At 58.4% G+C, this 13,724-nt stretch carries 14 protein-coding genes; 6 read left to right on the top strand and 8 right to left on the bottom strand.

Going from position 1 to position 13,724, the window contains the following annotated elements:
- Window positions 1–6 precede the first annotated feature (6 nt).
- From mtnK to ACT3R7_RS14870, 3 genes are all read right to left on the bottom strand, one after another.
- The gene (gene mtnK, locus ACT3R7_RS14880) at window positions 7–1,284 is read right to left on the bottom strand and encodes an S-methyl-5-thioribose kinase (protein ID WP_193091519.1); all 1,278 of its coding nucleotides are present in this window, start codon (window positions 1,282–1,284) and stop codon (window positions 7–9) included.
- Between the two features lie 81 nt (window positions 1,285–1,365).
- Window positions 1,366–2,610: a GGDEF domain-containing protein gene (locus ACT3R7_RS14875; RefSeq protein WP_192538141.1), complete on the bottom strand. Its 1,245-nt coding sequence runs from the start codon at window positions 2,608–2,610 to the stop codon at window positions 1,366–1,368.
- Window positions 2,611–2,798: 188 nt separating this feature from the next.
- Entirely contained in the window at window positions 2,799–3,554 is a 756-nt protein-coding gene (locus tag ACT3R7_RS14870; protein WP_192538140.1) for a DeoR/GlpR family DNA-binding transcription regulator, read from the bottom strand.
- 145 nt (window positions 3,555–3,699) lie between these two features.
- On the opposite strand from ACT3R7_RS14870, the gene ACT3R7_RS14865 reads away from it, so the two are divergent.
- From ACT3R7_RS14865 to ACT3R7_RS14845, 5 genes are read left to right on the top strand one after another with little or no spacing between them, the layout of a single operon-like run.
- Window positions 3,700–4,692 carry an ABC transporter substrate-binding protein gene (locus ACT3R7_RS14865; protein ID WP_192538139.1) on the top strand — a complete coding sequence of 331 codons (993 nt, stop codon included), beginning with the start codon at window positions 3,700–3,702 and terminating at the stop codon, window positions 4,690–4,692.
- 2 nt (window positions 4,693–4,694) lie between these two features.
- Window positions 4,695–6,395: an ABC transporter permease gene (locus ACT3R7_RS14860; protein WP_192538138.1), complete on the top strand. Its 1,701-nt coding sequence runs from the start codon at window positions 4,695–4,697 to the stop codon at window positions 6,393–6,395.
- Window positions 6,383–7,429 (top strand): ABC transporter ATP-binding protein, encoded by a 1,047-nt coding sequence (locus tag ACT3R7_RS14855; protein WP_193091518.1) that lies wholly within the window; start codon window positions 6,383–6,385, stop codon window positions 7,427–7,429. Before ACT3R7_RS14860 ends, ACT3R7_RS14855 begins: the two co-directional genes overlap by 13 nt.
- Complete coding sequence (locus ACT3R7_RS14850; protein WP_193091517.1) at window positions 7,426–8,529, top strand: MBL fold metallo-hydrolase; 1,104 nt, start codon at window positions 7,426–7,428, stop codon at window positions 8,527–8,529. The genes ACT3R7_RS14855 and ACT3R7_RS14850 overlap by 4 nt, the downstream gene beginning before the upstream one ends.
- Window positions 8,526–8,975 (top strand): phosphatase domain-containing protein, encoded by a 450-nt coding sequence (locus ACT3R7_RS14845; protein WP_192538135.1) that lies wholly within the window; start codon window positions 8,526–8,528, stop codon window positions 8,973–8,975. The genes ACT3R7_RS14850 and ACT3R7_RS14845 overlap by 4 nt, the downstream gene beginning before the upstream one ends.
- A 36-nt stretch (window positions 8,976–9,011) precedes the next feature.
- Here the strand turns inward: ACT3R7_RS14845 and ACT3R7_RS14840 are convergent, their stop codons facing one another.
- From ACT3R7_RS14840 to ACT3R7_RS14820, 5 genes are all read right to left on the bottom strand, one after another.
- Window positions 9,012–9,185: a DUF1289 domain-containing protein gene (locus tag ACT3R7_RS14840; RefSeq protein ID WP_192538134.1), complete on the bottom strand. Its 174-nt coding sequence runs from the start codon at window positions 9,183–9,185 to the stop codon at window positions 9,012–9,014.
- Complete coding sequence (locus ACT3R7_RS14835) at window positions 9,185–9,550, bottom strand: hypothetical protein (RefSeq protein ID WP_192538133.1); 366 nt, start codon at window positions 9,548–9,550, stop codon at window positions 9,185–9,187. The genes ACT3R7_RS14840 and ACT3R7_RS14835 overlap by 1 nt, the downstream gene beginning before the upstream one ends.
- 53 nt (window positions 9,551–9,603) lie before the next feature.
- A complete protein-coding gene (locus ACT3R7_RS14830) occupies window positions 9,604–10,770 on the bottom strand; it encodes an MFS transporter (protein WP_192538132.1) in 1,167 nt (388 codons plus the stop codon).
- Window positions 10,761–11,801 carry a GlxA family transcriptional regulator gene (locus ACT3R7_RS14825; protein WP_192538131.1) on the bottom strand — a complete coding sequence of 347 codons (1,041 nt, stop codon included), beginning with the start codon at window positions 11,799–11,801 and terminating at the stop codon, window positions 10,761–10,763. Before ACT3R7_RS14825 ends, ACT3R7_RS14830 begins: the two co-directional genes overlap by 10 nt.
- A gap of 85 nt (window positions 11,802–11,886) precedes the next feature.
- Window positions 11,887–12,570 carry a GntR family transcriptional regulator gene (locus ACT3R7_RS14820; protein WP_018917109.1) on the bottom strand — a complete coding sequence of 228 codons (684 nt, stop codon included), beginning with the start codon at window positions 12,568–12,570 and terminating at the stop codon, window positions 11,887–11,889.
- Window positions 12,571–12,724: 154 nt separating this feature from the next.
- Between ACT3R7_RS14820 and ACT3R7_RS14815 the strand changes: the two genes are divergently transcribed.
- Window positions 12,725–13,720, top strand: a complete 996-nt coding sequence (locus ACT3R7_RS14815) for a TRAP transporter substrate-binding protein (RefSeq protein ID WP_192538130.1) — start codon at window positions 12,725–12,727, stop codon at window positions 13,718–13,720.
- Window positions 13,721–13,724 lie beyond the last annotated feature (4 nt).

Genomic DNA, 13,724 nt, shown 5'->3' with positions numbered 1-13,724 from the left:
GGCTGTTTATAAAACTTCCTGGCGGTTATACGCCTGGGCCAATTCAATAAGCGCAGGTATTTCACGTACCGCGTCAGGCTCCATAATCAGCGCCTGGCCCATCAGCACATTGCGGGCTTCTAGCCTGGCACGTAGTGCAGTGTCTTCGATCTCTTCGAAGTCGGCATTATGGGCCAGTGACAGCACCCGACGGTGCATCTCGATACCGCAGTAGGCCAGCGCGTCCAGGCGAATTTCCTCCAGCAACGCATCGCAGGCGTCGTCTGCGCTGTTGCCCTGGTCTTCAAACAGCGCCCTGGGGAACAGAATGCCGGTGCGCTCGGTTTGCCATAAGTGGCGGAACTCGGCATCGAAGCTTGTGAAACACGCCTCGATGACGTCGAGAATCCACGCCTGGTAATCGTCCAGATCATCATCCTGGCGGTGGGCAGGCTGACTAAAGTACGCCATCAGGAAATTGGCTACGGCCATTCCCAAATCAAACGCCATCGGCCCGTACTGGGAGAACTCAGGATCGATCACGCGTATGTCGGTGTCGGTCGCCATGATCGAGCCCGAGTGCAAATCACCGTGGAGCATAGTTTCGGTGTTGGCGGTGAACTTCATCAATAGCCGCTGAACCTTGGCTTTTAAACGCGCATTGCGGCGCAACTCGTCCACCACCGGCGAAAGCTCCGGCGTGTGGTGATTCATCTCGGCGCCGTAATAAGGGTCGGTGAATACTAACGCTTCGGTAATCGCGGGAATCGCTACGTTGCCGGAGAAAAGGCCAACATCCTGCTTTTTCTCAGGGCTTGGCAGAGAAAGCTCTGAGCCACGAAATGCCGTGCGCGCACAAAACTGGCCGATGGTTTCACCCAAGCGCGCCACGCGTTCGCCCTTGATCAGCTTACGGCGCAAAATCGTGTGCGGGTAAAGGTACTCCATCACAAACAGGGCCTGAGGCTTATCGAAATAAAACACCTCCGGCGCAATGTTGGGGGCACGCTTGGCCTGGCGCACCAGGGCGTAATACTCGAAATGCGCGCGATAAAGCGGCAGCGGCCAGCTTTCGCCCACCATGCGCACGTAGGGCAGCGCCTGCTTGACCACCACACTGCCCGTGGTACCTGTCACGATAAACACCAGGTTCAGGTTGCCATCGCCCACCTCGCGAATTTCCCAGCGGAGCGGGTCGCCGCCAACCCGCTGGGCAACGGCCTCGATCTCACCCAGGCGTTTGCCCAGTGTATCGACACTTAACGCTTCATAGCGCGTGGATTCTTCGCGTTGGTCGTGCTGCACGGCGTGCTCCTCAGAGTTTTTGCGTATTTGTCCTTACTAACCGGGCCGTTGTCAAATCAGCGCGGCGCAAAAGCGAGCCCGCTATTTAGAAATACGGCCTAATCTATCGGCGGCTTCGTGCTTAAGACGCCACTCTTTACCAGCTACCCAGGTACAGTTACGGCCTTGCTGCTTGGCTTTATAGAGCGCGGCATCGGCCATACCCAAAAGTTCAGCCGACTGTAGGCTATCGCTGGGATACACCGTTGCCACACCGATGCTGACGGTAATGACACTCTGCAACGAGTAACCGTGATTGGAAATTTGCAGCGCCTCGATAGTATGACGAATGCGTTCCGCCATTTGCTGAGCGGCAGTGGGCGCTGCACTTGTCATCAGCAGTACGAACTCTTCACCTCCAAAGCGGGCTACCAACTCAGCGTCCCGACTCTCGTGTTGCATGGCTGCCGCCACCTGACGCAAGCACTCGTCTCCCTGCAAATGGCCGTAGTAATCGTTGTAGGCTTTGAAGTAATCAATGTCGATCACCATCAAACCCAGGCAAGTGCGCTGCTCAGCAGCATCCTGCCAACATGCGGTCAGCCTCGCGTCGAACTGGCGCCGATTGGCAATATTGGTCAGCGGGTCAGTCAGCGATAGCTTAGACAGCTTCTGATTATCTTCCTGATAGTAGCCCGCGCGAATCCTTTCTCTTAGCACTAGCAGGTACGACTTGCGTTCGCTACGCTCAAGGCGATAGTTGGTGACCAGGGTAAACAGCGTTGTGGTAAACATGCCCAGCATTGCTAGGTGCTTTGCCTCTCGCGGCATAGGCTCGTAATCCGCTACAAATATCAACATAACCAAAATGCTGACGGCCGATGAGAGACAGGCGTACGAAAAGCGCAGCGGGAAGAAGATATTGCCTGCCACCAGGATAAGGCCGAAGGAAAAAACGTCGAAATAAGAATAGGGCGCGGTGGAGGCCGTAAGAATCACGCAGGAAACCAACATCGTCAATACTACGACGCTGGCCATTAGCATCTCTCGCACAGCGGGCCGAACGCCTCGGCAAATCAGCCAAAAAATAGGCAGAGTGAAAACAATAATGGACCCCAGGCGAAGCAGCAGAATTTGCGTGAATATCTCTGGGCGAAAGCTGTAATCATTGATTAGAAAAAGGAAGTAGATGGGAATGGCGATGAGCCCGGCCACGACAATGGTATGGCTTCGACGCCGCTGGGTGTCTGCTTCGAAACGTGCTTCAAGCATCTTGGCAAAGCGCAGCCGAAAACGCCTCCTTTTCAACTCAGCTTCTATGGCTTCAAGTAGCGCGTCGTTGATCATTACCAGCCCTCTTGCCACAAAAAGTCTATCTGCGTATTGCGTTACTGCTCACTATACCTGGGGGTAGTTTGGCACATTAAACGTCTCCGGTGATGAACAATCTTGTCAACGTAACAGGGAGGGAATGCATAGACTTTTTGCTCTGGGCAAGAAGCCAAAGCAGCGCCTGCAGAGCACTTAATGTCTGTTTATATCAAAAATCTCACCCCCTGCGCGGCCAGCGGACTACGCAATCGGTCGGGTAATGCTGCATCGGTTATCACCGCGTCATAGTCGGCCAGCTGCCCGGCGGCGCAGCGCAGCGGTAAATCAAACTTGGTGCTATCCAGCACCAGAACGCGAAAGGCTGCATTGGCCAACAGCGCTTCACGGGCCATGACCTCATCGTCGTTGTAGTCGAAAAGATTGCCGTGAGCATCCATCCCGCCTACCGAGACAATGCCTACATCCGCTCGGTAGCGTTGAAAAAAGCGCCACGCATCCCCGCCAATCACGTCCTGATCGCGGCGGCGCACCCGGCCGCCTGCCACCACCAGCTCACACTCAAGGGCTGAAAGCTTGATAAGCGCGTGGAGATTATTGGTCATGATATGCAGGCCCTGTTTATCGTGCAGCGCGTCGGCCAGCTGTTCAACGGTGGTGCCGGTGCCTAGAAACAGCGACTGATGATGCTGAATCAACGAGGCGGCCTGGCGGGCAATATGGCGTTTTCCGGCTTCGTTGACGATCTGGCGCTGGTCGTAGCCGATATTTTCGCGGTCGGGAAACGGCAGTACCTCACCGTGGCGCCGCAGCACCATGCCTTTTTCGGCAAGAAAGCGAATATCGCCGCGCAGGGTTTGTACGGACACCCCAAACTGATCAGCCAGCGCCTCCAGCGAATGGCGCCCCTCTTGGCGTACGCGCTCAAGCAGCGCTCGGCGGCGCTCGTTTAGCCCCTTCATTTTGCTCTCATCTCCCCTCTTTTTTGTTAACGAAAGACTTTCCGATATGTACGAAAGCTCGCCCCCTTCAAACGAAAGCGTACTGTCATGATGCTGTAAGGTGATGACAGTAGTGTGAGCAGGGTCACTCACAGGAGACCTTCTGATGCTTAAGCGCTCACTCTGCACCGCCATCGCTCTTACCACCACGATGGCAGGCCTGGCTCTTTCAGCCAACGCCGTTGCCGACGACAAGCTCGTGCTCTATACCAGCCAGCCCAACAGCGACGCCCAGCAAACGGTCGATGCGTTCCAGGCCGCCTATCCGGATATCGAGGTAGAGTGGGTACGCGACGGCACCACGCGGTTGATGACCCGCCTGCGCTCCGAGCTTGCCGCTGGGGTCAGTAACCCCGATGTGCTGCTGATCGCCGACAGCATGACCATGGAGTCGTTAAAGCAGGAAGGCCAACTTCAGGCTTATTTGAGCCCTAATCGTGAAGCCTTTGATGCCGAGCTTTTTGACCCCGAAGGCTTCTACTACGGCACCAAACTGATCACCACCGGCATCGTGTACAACACCGGCGCTGACGAGCAGCCGCAAAGCTGGCAGGACCTGCTCAAGCCTGAATATGAAGGTCTGGTCACGATGCCAAGCCCGCTTTATTCGGGGGCTGCCCTGATTCATATGGCGGCGATTAGTGAGAACCCTGACCTGGGTGAGAGCTATTACGATGCCCTGCATGACAACCGCACCGAAGCCCAGGGCGGTAACGGCGGTGTGTTCAACGCAGTGGCAGCCGGCACCAAGCCTTACGGCATCGTGGTGGATTTCCTGCCCATCCGCGAAGCGGCCAAAGGTTCACCGGTCGAGTTTGTCTTCCCTGAAGAGGGTGTGAGTGCAGTCACCGAACCTGTCGCCATTATGGCAGGTGCCAAGAACGTGGATGCGGCGCAGAAGTTTGTCGATTTCGTGCTCTCGGAAGAAGGTCAGCAGCTGGTCAGCGAGCAGGGGTATCTGCCTGCCCACCCGGGTGTTGCGCCGCCGGAAGGCTTCCCCGCCCGCGACACCATCGAGCTGATGTCCGTCGATATCGCCCAGGCGCTTGAGCAGGAAGAAGCCCTGAAACAGCGCTTCAGCGACCTGTTCGGCGGCTGATCATGTCACCGAGTCTTACCCAAGGCAGCCAGCACCGCTGGCTGCTTACCCTTTTGACGCTTACCGTGGTCCTGCTGAGCCTGGCGCCTAGCCTACGCCTTTTGGTCGAAGCGTTAAGCGATTTGACCCAAGGGGGCAACGCGCCGCTATGGCGCGTGCTCCAGTCTGCGAGCACCTGGCGAGCGCTGTCACACAGCCTGTATACCTCGGGGCTGGGCATGCTGATTGCCCTTGCGCTGGGCAGCCTGTTTGCATTCGTGATTACCCTGACCGACATTCGCGGCAAGGCATGGCTGGTGTTCTGCTTTATGCTGCCGATGATGATTCCGCCCCAGGTCACGGCGCTTAGCTGGCTACAGCTATTTGGCCCGGCAAGCCCGTTACTCAAAAGCATCGGCATGGCACCGCCGCTGGGCAGCCCACAGCCGCTCTACTCGGCGGAAGGCATCGCCCTGCTGTTAGGTATTCAAAGTGCCCCGCTGGTGTTTTTAGCGCTGCGCACGTCACTACTTTCCTTACCACGCGAGCTTGTCGAAGCTGCTCGCATCAGCGGTGCCCGGCAGAATCAGGTGTGGCGGCATATCGTACTTCCCGTGACGAGAAGCGGTCTGGTAGCCGGTAGCGCCATGGCGTTTATCTCAAGCCTGGGTAACTTCGGCATCCCGGCCATGCTGGGCATTCCGGCAGGCTATTACGTGCTGCCTACGCTGATCTATCAGCGCATGGCCAGTTTTGGCACCGGTGTACTGGCTGAGATGGCCGCCCTTTCACTATTGATTGGTGTGCTGGCGCTGGCGGGTGTGGCGCTTCAGCAACACTGGATGGGCCGCAGCCGTTTCGGGCTGGTGGGCCATAGCGGACGCGCCCATGATTTCTCACTCGGCCGCTTTCGTGCGCTGGTCACGGTGCTGCTGGTCAGCGTGTTGCTGGTCATTCTTGTCGCGCCGCTGGTGGCGCTGGTGGTCAGCTCGCTGGTGCCGGCCATGGGCGTACCGCTCAATGCCGATACCGCCACGCTGAACGCCTACCATGAAGTGATTGGCCGCCAGGGCGCCACGTGGCGCGCCATGCGCAATAGCTTTTGGCTTGCCGGTGGCGCAGCCGTGGTGCTCATGCTGTGCAGCCTGCCGCTGGCCTACCGCCTCCAGCGGCTTCCAGCGCGCCTGCAAAACCTGACGTTGAGCATTATCGAGCTGCCTTACGCCCTGCCCGGCGTGGTACTGGCGATTGCCTGCATACTGCTGTTCGTGCGGCCACTGCCCATTATCAACGTGGCGCTTTACGGCACGCTGGGGCTGATCTTCGTGGCTTATCTGGCGCGTTTTCTGGTGGTGTGCTTAAAGCCGGTCAGCGCAAGCCTTGCACAGCTTGACCCTTCCCTTGAAGAAGCCGCCCAGCTCGCCGGTGCCGGCCCTTGGCGTCGCCTTTCCACTATCGTGATGCCGCTGATTGCACCTGCGCTGTTTGCCGGGGGCTTGCTGGTATTTCTGCTGGCCGTCAACGAGCTGACCGTCTCGGCACTGCTATGGAGCGCCGGTAACGAAACCCTGGGCGTGCTGATTTTTAACCTCGATGAAGGTGGCGAAAGCGTTCTAGCCTCGGCGGTGTCCGTGCTGGTCGTGCTGATGGTCGCTTCACTCATGCTCTCGCTTAGCCTTCTGGCCCCGCGTTTACCCAAAGGAGTCGTGCCATGGCAGGGCTAACCCTTAAGCAAGTCACCAAGCAGTTTGGCGAACACAAAGCCGTGGATGGGCTTTCATTAACGGTTGAGCCGGGTGAGTTTGTCGCCCTGCTCGGCCCCAGCGGCTGCGGCAAAACCACCATGCTGCGCATGCTGGCCGGGTTCGAGCAGGTAAGTGGCGGTGAAATCCATCTGGGCGATCAGCTTCTGGCAAGCGAGCAGCACCACGTGCTCCCCGAGCAGCGCAACATGGCCATGGTGTTTCAATCCTACGCGCTGTGGCCGCATATGAGTGTTGCCGATAACGTCGGCTACCCGCTTAAACTACGCGGCGTGCGCGGGGCGGATTATCAGCACCGCGTTGAGCAGGCGCTTTCTCTAGTGGCGCTTGAGCCCTACGCCCAGCGCACGCCGCAGGATTTAAGCGGCGGTCAGCGCCAGCGCGTGGCACTCGCCCGCTGCCTGGTCACCGACCCGTCAGTGGTGCTTCTAGATGAGCCATTGGCGAACCTGGACCGCCACCTGCGCGCATCCATGGAGCACAGCTTTGCGGATTTCCACCGCCGCACCGAAGCCACCATGGTCTACGTCACCCATGATCAAAGCGAAGCCATGGCGCTTGCTGACCGTATCGCAGTGATGCAGGCGGGCAAGCTGGTGCAGTGGGCCACGCCTGAAACGCTCTACCGCGAGCCGCGTACGTCCTGGGTGGCAAGCTTTATCGGCCAGGGCAGCCAGTTGATGATAAGTACCGGCGCACCGGGCAGGCGCCTTGGCGGCCATGAGCTGATGCAGGGGCTAGCGTCTCCCGCTGCCCAGCGTCATCAGGCGGTGCTGGTGCGCCCGGAACATATTCAGGTGCACCCCGAAGCGCCCAGCCAGCAGGATTTAACCGCTCGTATTGAGCGCCAGACCTTTCGTGGCGAGCGCTATGAGCTTCACCTGCGCATGGCCGGTGGCGAAACGCTGCTCGCCTATCATCCCCACGCCCTGAAATTGGGCCAGCAGGTAGCGCTGACGCTCCTGGAAGGCTGGTGTCTGGAGCCCGACCAATGAGCGCCAGCATCAACATGTTAAGCGGCCTGGGCGATAAAGGCCCCGCAGCCATTGTGGTGGAGGCCAACGGCAAGCGGCTTCTGCTGGATGCAGGTGGTGCGCTGCACCCGGGCGAGCCGGTCACCTGGGCACGCGGGCTTGATGTCGATGCGGTGATTATCAGCCATGACCATATCGATCATATTGGCGGCGTCAGCGAGCTGCCCGCTACGCTGCCGCTTTACTGCACGCCTCTGGTAGCTCAAGCGCTCCCCAACGGGCGCGCCTGGCAGCCGCTACCCGAACGCGGCACCTGCCAGATCGCCGGTATTCCGGTGACCACCGGGCAGGCGGGCCATTCGTTGGGCGGGGTATGGATTCATCTGGATGTGGCAGGCGGCATTTTCTATAGCGGTGACGCCTGCTTTGAGTCCCGGCTGTTTCCGTTTGATACGCCGCCACCGGCGCAAATTGCGCTGCTTGATGCGTCCTACGGCACCTACGATCAACCCCAGCAGGCATGTGTGGATGCTATCAGCGCACACTTGGACCGCCCTCTGGTTTTCCCGGTGCCTGAAACGGGCCGGGCGCTTGAGATGGCGCTCTGGCTAGCCGAAGAGGCGGATGCTCGCGGGCTTTCGCTTGCCATTGACCCGATTATTCGCGCCAATCTGCAAACCCTGCTGGCGCTCCCCGCTACGCTACGCCGTTCCCATGTGGATAAAAGAATAGAAGCGATTCTAGTGCGCCCCGATGCTTCCCAGCCAAGCCTCAACCTGATCAGTGATCGTGACGACACAGCTGCCATGTGGCCAGGTTTTCACTTATTGCACACCGGTTACCTGACGCCTTCGCGCTGCGCCGAACTGGCCGCTGGCGACATTCTCTGGCAGCGCTGGAATGTGCATCTACGCGCCTCGCATCTGGTTGGGCTTGCCGATCAGCTAAACGCCGAACGTGTGGTGCCGCTGTTTACTCATTTATCCGACCCGGCTCTTAGCAACTGGCGCACGTTACTCGGTGCGCGTCTCGCCACACAAAAGACCCTGTTCTTGAATACTGACGCCTTGAATACGCACGTTTTAAATGCCAACACCTTAAATAACAGGAGCCTTGCATGACCCACGCCGTGATTGTCGATGTTGACGGTACGTTAGCTGAATTTCACCCCACAAAAGTACACGAATGGGTGCTGGGCCCCGCCAAGCAGTGGGACCCCTTCTTTGCGTTTATGGCCGAAGCGCCGGTGATCGAACCGGTCGCCCGGCTGGTGAAATTATTGAAAGCCCAGGGGCAGCAGATCATCATTTGCAGCGGCCGCCCGGACACTCACCGAGATCATACTCATGAATGGCTGACCCGCAACGCCATACCGTTTGACGCCATGTACCTGCGCCCGGATGGCCATGACCACGTGGATGATGAAGCGGTCAAGGAAGCCCTGCTCAGCACCATGCGCGAAGACGGCTTCGAGCCCTGGCTGGTGCTGGATGACCGCGATGCGGTAGTCGCCCAGTGGCGCGCGCTGGGCCTTACCTGCCTGCAATGCGCCCCGGGTGATTTTTAATCGAGCGCCGTCCGAATGATGTATCCCTAAAGCCCGCTACTTGTTGAGCTTCTTGTAACGCTGTTCGGCCCGTTTGATGGTGGCGATTTTTTCGGGCCGCTTCATGGATTTCCAGTGGCGAATTTCTTCAATACTTCGCCCACAGCCGGTGCACATGCCGCCTTTCAACTGACAGGCGGCGATGCAGGGGCTGTCGATTTTCTTGGCCATCAGTGCCTCACGCTTCGCGCGCGCAGACGGCGCTGCCAGTCACCGCCGTGGGCGCGCTGGCACGCCTGCTCACTATCGAAGTCGATGTGCTGTGCGATGCTATCCAGCGCCACACCCGCCTCGGCCAAGGCGCTGGCCGTGAAATCATGCAGGCGCTGTTTGGCATCGCCCTTTAGCGCTGAGGCTAAATGGGCATCGGTATCAAATACCCAGATAACCACCAGGCTTTCGGGAAAGTGCTGGTAGTCCACGCAGTGGGTTAGCCAGACAAACCCGGGCACCTCAGCCTTGGCCTGCTCGCAGGCCTCGGTCAAAGAAGCAATGATCTGCCGTTCCAGTTTTCCGCGTTCCCGTTTAGCAATCATGTAAACACCTGACTTAACAAACAAATGGACCTTATTAACTGCGTTATAACATCTTAAGATAACAAGGGCGCGTTTGGCCGTCGTTGCCATATCAATAACACCACTGGCAGTAACGAAACAGGAATCAAGAGCGCATTGAGCATCGCCCAGCCCAGGGTATTAACCAACGGCCCCGCCAGCAGCGCCGTCAAGGCAACCGTACCGAATACCAGAAACTCGTTGGCCGCCTGAGTGCGCGCCTTGTCAGCCGGTTGATAGCTTTGCGTTAATAGGCCGGTAGCGGGCAGGAAGGTAAAATTCCAGCCAAGCCCCAGCAGAATCAGCGCAACGTTAAAGCCAGCAAAACCGGCATCGAACTGGGCGGCGACAGCGCTTGCCACCAGCAGTAAGCAGCCAGCGGCAATCATGCGCGGGGCGCCAAAGCGTGTCGTCAAATGGCCGGTGAAAAACGAGGGCAGGAACATGGCGACCACATGCCACTGAATGGTCGTGGCGACATGGTCAAAACTGTGACCAGCCCCTGCCATCGCCAGCGGTGTTGCGGTCATGGCCAGGTTCATTACGCCGTAGCCGATGGCCGCTGCGCTGACGGCCAGCAGAAAACCAGGCTGACGCAGGATAGCGGACAAAGGCTTTTTCTCGCTCTCTACTGCCTGCACAAAAGCGACCGGCAACCGCGTACAAAGTAATATGCCCAGTGCCAGCGCGTAGAGCACGCCCAGCCCTACGAAGCTACCTAAAAACGGCGTCTCGCTCAGCTCGCGGCTAACGCGGGCAAGCCAGGGGCCTGCAAATGCCGCCAACACTCCGCCGCCCATCACTAAACCAAGCGCTTTATCACGCAGTGCGCTGGGGGCGGCCTCAAGGGCCGCAAAGCGGTAGAGCTGCCCAAAGCCGATACCGATACCAATCAGCCAAGTCGCCAGCAGGAACAGCCCAAAGCTTTGCTGACGTAGCGCCAAAATGGCCACGGCCGTACCCATCAAGCCGATAAGATTGCCCAGCACAAACCCGCGCTTACGCCCCAGCCGCCCCATGATCAGCGAGGCGGGAATGGTGGCACACATCAGCCCCAGCCATTGGCTGGCCACCGGCACAGTGGCCCAGTTAGCCGTTGGTGCCAGCGAGGCGCCAATGAGGGGCGATACGGCAATCAGCAGAATATTGCCGCTGACCAACAACGCCTGACACAGCGATAACAGCGTAACGGTTAATGGCATGGCGATGGCTCCAAAGGCGTAGGCACAAGAGTAGGCGTGAGGGTAGACGTAAGGGCAGACTTAGCCGCCGCGCCGAAGCGCTGGCGATACACAGAAGGGGAAACGCCATAGTAACGCTGAAACTGGCGGCGCAGTTGCTCAGCGCCGCCCAAGCGCCAGCGTTCGGCTAATCGTTCAAGCGACACCGTTTGCTGCTCATCCAGCAGTGCCAAACGTGCCTGCTCCAGGCGCAGCTGGGTCAAGTAAGTAACCGGCGTCGTGGTTAAGTGGCGCTTGAATAGCCGGGTAAGATGACGTGGCGACACCGCCATCAAGGCCGCCATACTTTCCAACGAATGCGCCCCACCAGGGTCGGCATGCAGATGATCCAGCAAACGGCGTAACGGGCCAGCACCTTGCTGGCAGCGAAGAAGTTCGCTGAACTGCGACTGCCCGCCGGGGCGATGCAGAAACATCACCAGCTCCCGCGCCACCCGCCCGGCAAGGTCAGCGCCGTGGTCAGCTTCCACCAGCGAAAGCGCCAGATCGATACCGGCCGTTATCCCGGCACTGGTGTAGCGATCGCCGCTCTGTATATACAGCGCATCAGGCTCAACGCTAAGTGCCGGGTACTCCTCGGCAAGCTGCTCGGCATGGCGCCAATGGGTGGTAACCCGCTTGCCATCTAAAAGCCCGGCGGCAGCCAGCAAGAAAGCCCCTGAGCAGATCGAGCCTAACCGGCGCACGTGAGGCGCCAGCTTACGTAAAAGTGCCAACACGTGTCGGTCCTGACGTAACGCCATCACACCGCTGCCGCCTGCTATCAGCAGTGTATCCAAAGGCAGCAATTGTGGAAGTTCAGCATAGGCGTGGCTGGCATGCACCGCCAGGCCACCGTTGGTCATCACCGGCCCTGGCGCATCGGCGACCAGGGTTAAGCGATACAAGGGTTCCGGGCTTAGCGCGTTGGCGCTGGCAAACACCTGCCAGGGGCCACTGACATCCAGCAATTGGCAGTCGGGGTAAGCTAATAAGGCAATATGGCGCGTCATGTTCTCTCCCGCTCGTTAATAGGGAGAGTTTCCGCTGAGCGCGACGCGTCGGCAAGGACCATTACCCCACCGATACGGACATTACCTAGCCCGTTTGGCTGATGGGCGCTTCCATGCGACGCACGCTGGACACGAAGTCGCTGAATCGTTCACCTTGAATCAGCACGTGGTCGCATAGCGCTTGCTCAGCCAGTGCAGCATCGCCTTGGGTAATGGCATCTACGATGACCTGGTGTTCGCTTAGCGAATTATGCATGCGCTGGCGAACCTGCAATTGCAGACGACGATAGGGCTTTAAGCGCTGTTTTAACTGACGAGCTTCGCTGGCCAGAAAAGTATTGTGGCTCGCCGCATAGATGCAGTCGTGAAAGGCTTCGTTTTCGTAGTAGTACTCGTCGGTATCACCCGCCAGGGCGGCGGCCTCGCAGCGTCCATGGGCGGCGCGTAATTCAGCAAGCTCCGGCTCGCTGATGCGCCGGGCTGCCAGTCGCCCGCACATACCTTCAAGCTCAGCCATCACTTCAAACATTTCGATTAGCTGGTCGATACCCACCTTGGCGACAAACGTGCCTTTCTTCGGCGAAACGGTGACCAGGCCGCTGGCGACCAACTGCTGAAAGGCCTCGCGCACCGGCGTGCGTGATACGTTAAACGTCTGCCCCAACTCTTCGGGGTCCAGCCGTTCGCCCGGTAGACGGCGTCCATTGATAATATCGTCTTCAAGAGAATCGCGAAGCTTCTGCGCGTTGGAACGTTTGGTATCGGCCATATTTCACCTCCAAAAAAGCACGCCATTATACTTATTGTATGCTGCACTTATTTGACATTAGCACAGCTAAGGACTATTGAAATATATATCAGATTTTCTGATACACATAAAAAGCTCTTCCAAACACACAACAACAAACAGTTGGAGACGCCATATGCAACGCTACCTATGTACCACCCTGACCGCTCTGGGCTTGGCCATTGCCGTTTCTCACGCCAGCGCCGATACCGTGCTGCGCGCCTCTCACCAATTCCCCGGCGGGCAAGGTGATGTCCGTGATGAAATGGTCCAAATGATGGCCCGCCACGTCGCTGAGGCGGATGTGGGGCTTACCATCGAAGTCTACCCTGGCCAGTCGTTGTTCAAAGCCCGCGAGCAGTGGGGTGCGCTTACTCGGGGTCGCCTGGATATTACCTCGCTACCGCTGGACTACGCGAGCGGCCGCCACCCTGAATTTTCCGCCACCTTGATGCCTGGTTTGGTACGCAACCAAGCGCATGCTCAGCGCCTGAATGACTCAGAATACATGGAGTTAATTCACGCAGTGATTCTGGAGGGAGGCGCACGCGTGCTGTCCAACGCTTGGCTTTCAGGTGGTTTCGCGTCTAGCGAGCAGTGCATTACCTCCCCCGACACCGTTTCTGGGCAAAACATTCGTGCCGCGGGCCCGGCGTTTGAAGAGATGCTGGAAGCCGCCGGTGCTTCAATCGCCTCCATGCCCTCCTCTGAAATTTACACCGCCATGCAGACCGGTGTACTCGACGCCGCCAATACCTCTTCCATGTCGTTTATCTCGTTTCGACTTTATGAACAGGTTGAGTGCATGACCCAGCCAGGCGACTTCGCGTTGTGGTTCATGTACGAGCCGATCTTGATTTCCGAGCAGGTATGGCAAGGCCTCAATGAAGAGCAGCAGGCGGCCCTGATGGAAGCAGGTAAAGCGGCCGAGCAGTTCTTTGCCGAAGAAGCGGCAGCCATTGATCAAGAAATGGCTGACGTCTATGAAGAGAACGGCGTGGAAGTGGTCAGCATGAGCGAGGAGGACTACAACGCCTGGCTCGAGATCGCCCGTGAAACCTCCTACCAGAACTTTGCCAATAACGTTCCCAATGGCCAGGCCATCATCGATGCGGCGTTAGCCGTCGAGTAAGCAC

It is taken from the genome of Halomonas sp. AOP43-A1-21, from assembly GCF_052376775.1.
Classification (GTDB): Bacteria; Pseudomonadota; Gammaproteobacteria; order Pseudomonadales; family Halomonadaceae; genus Vreelandella; species Vreelandella colorata.
This window is presented reverse-complemented; position numbering and strand designations above follow the sequence as displayed.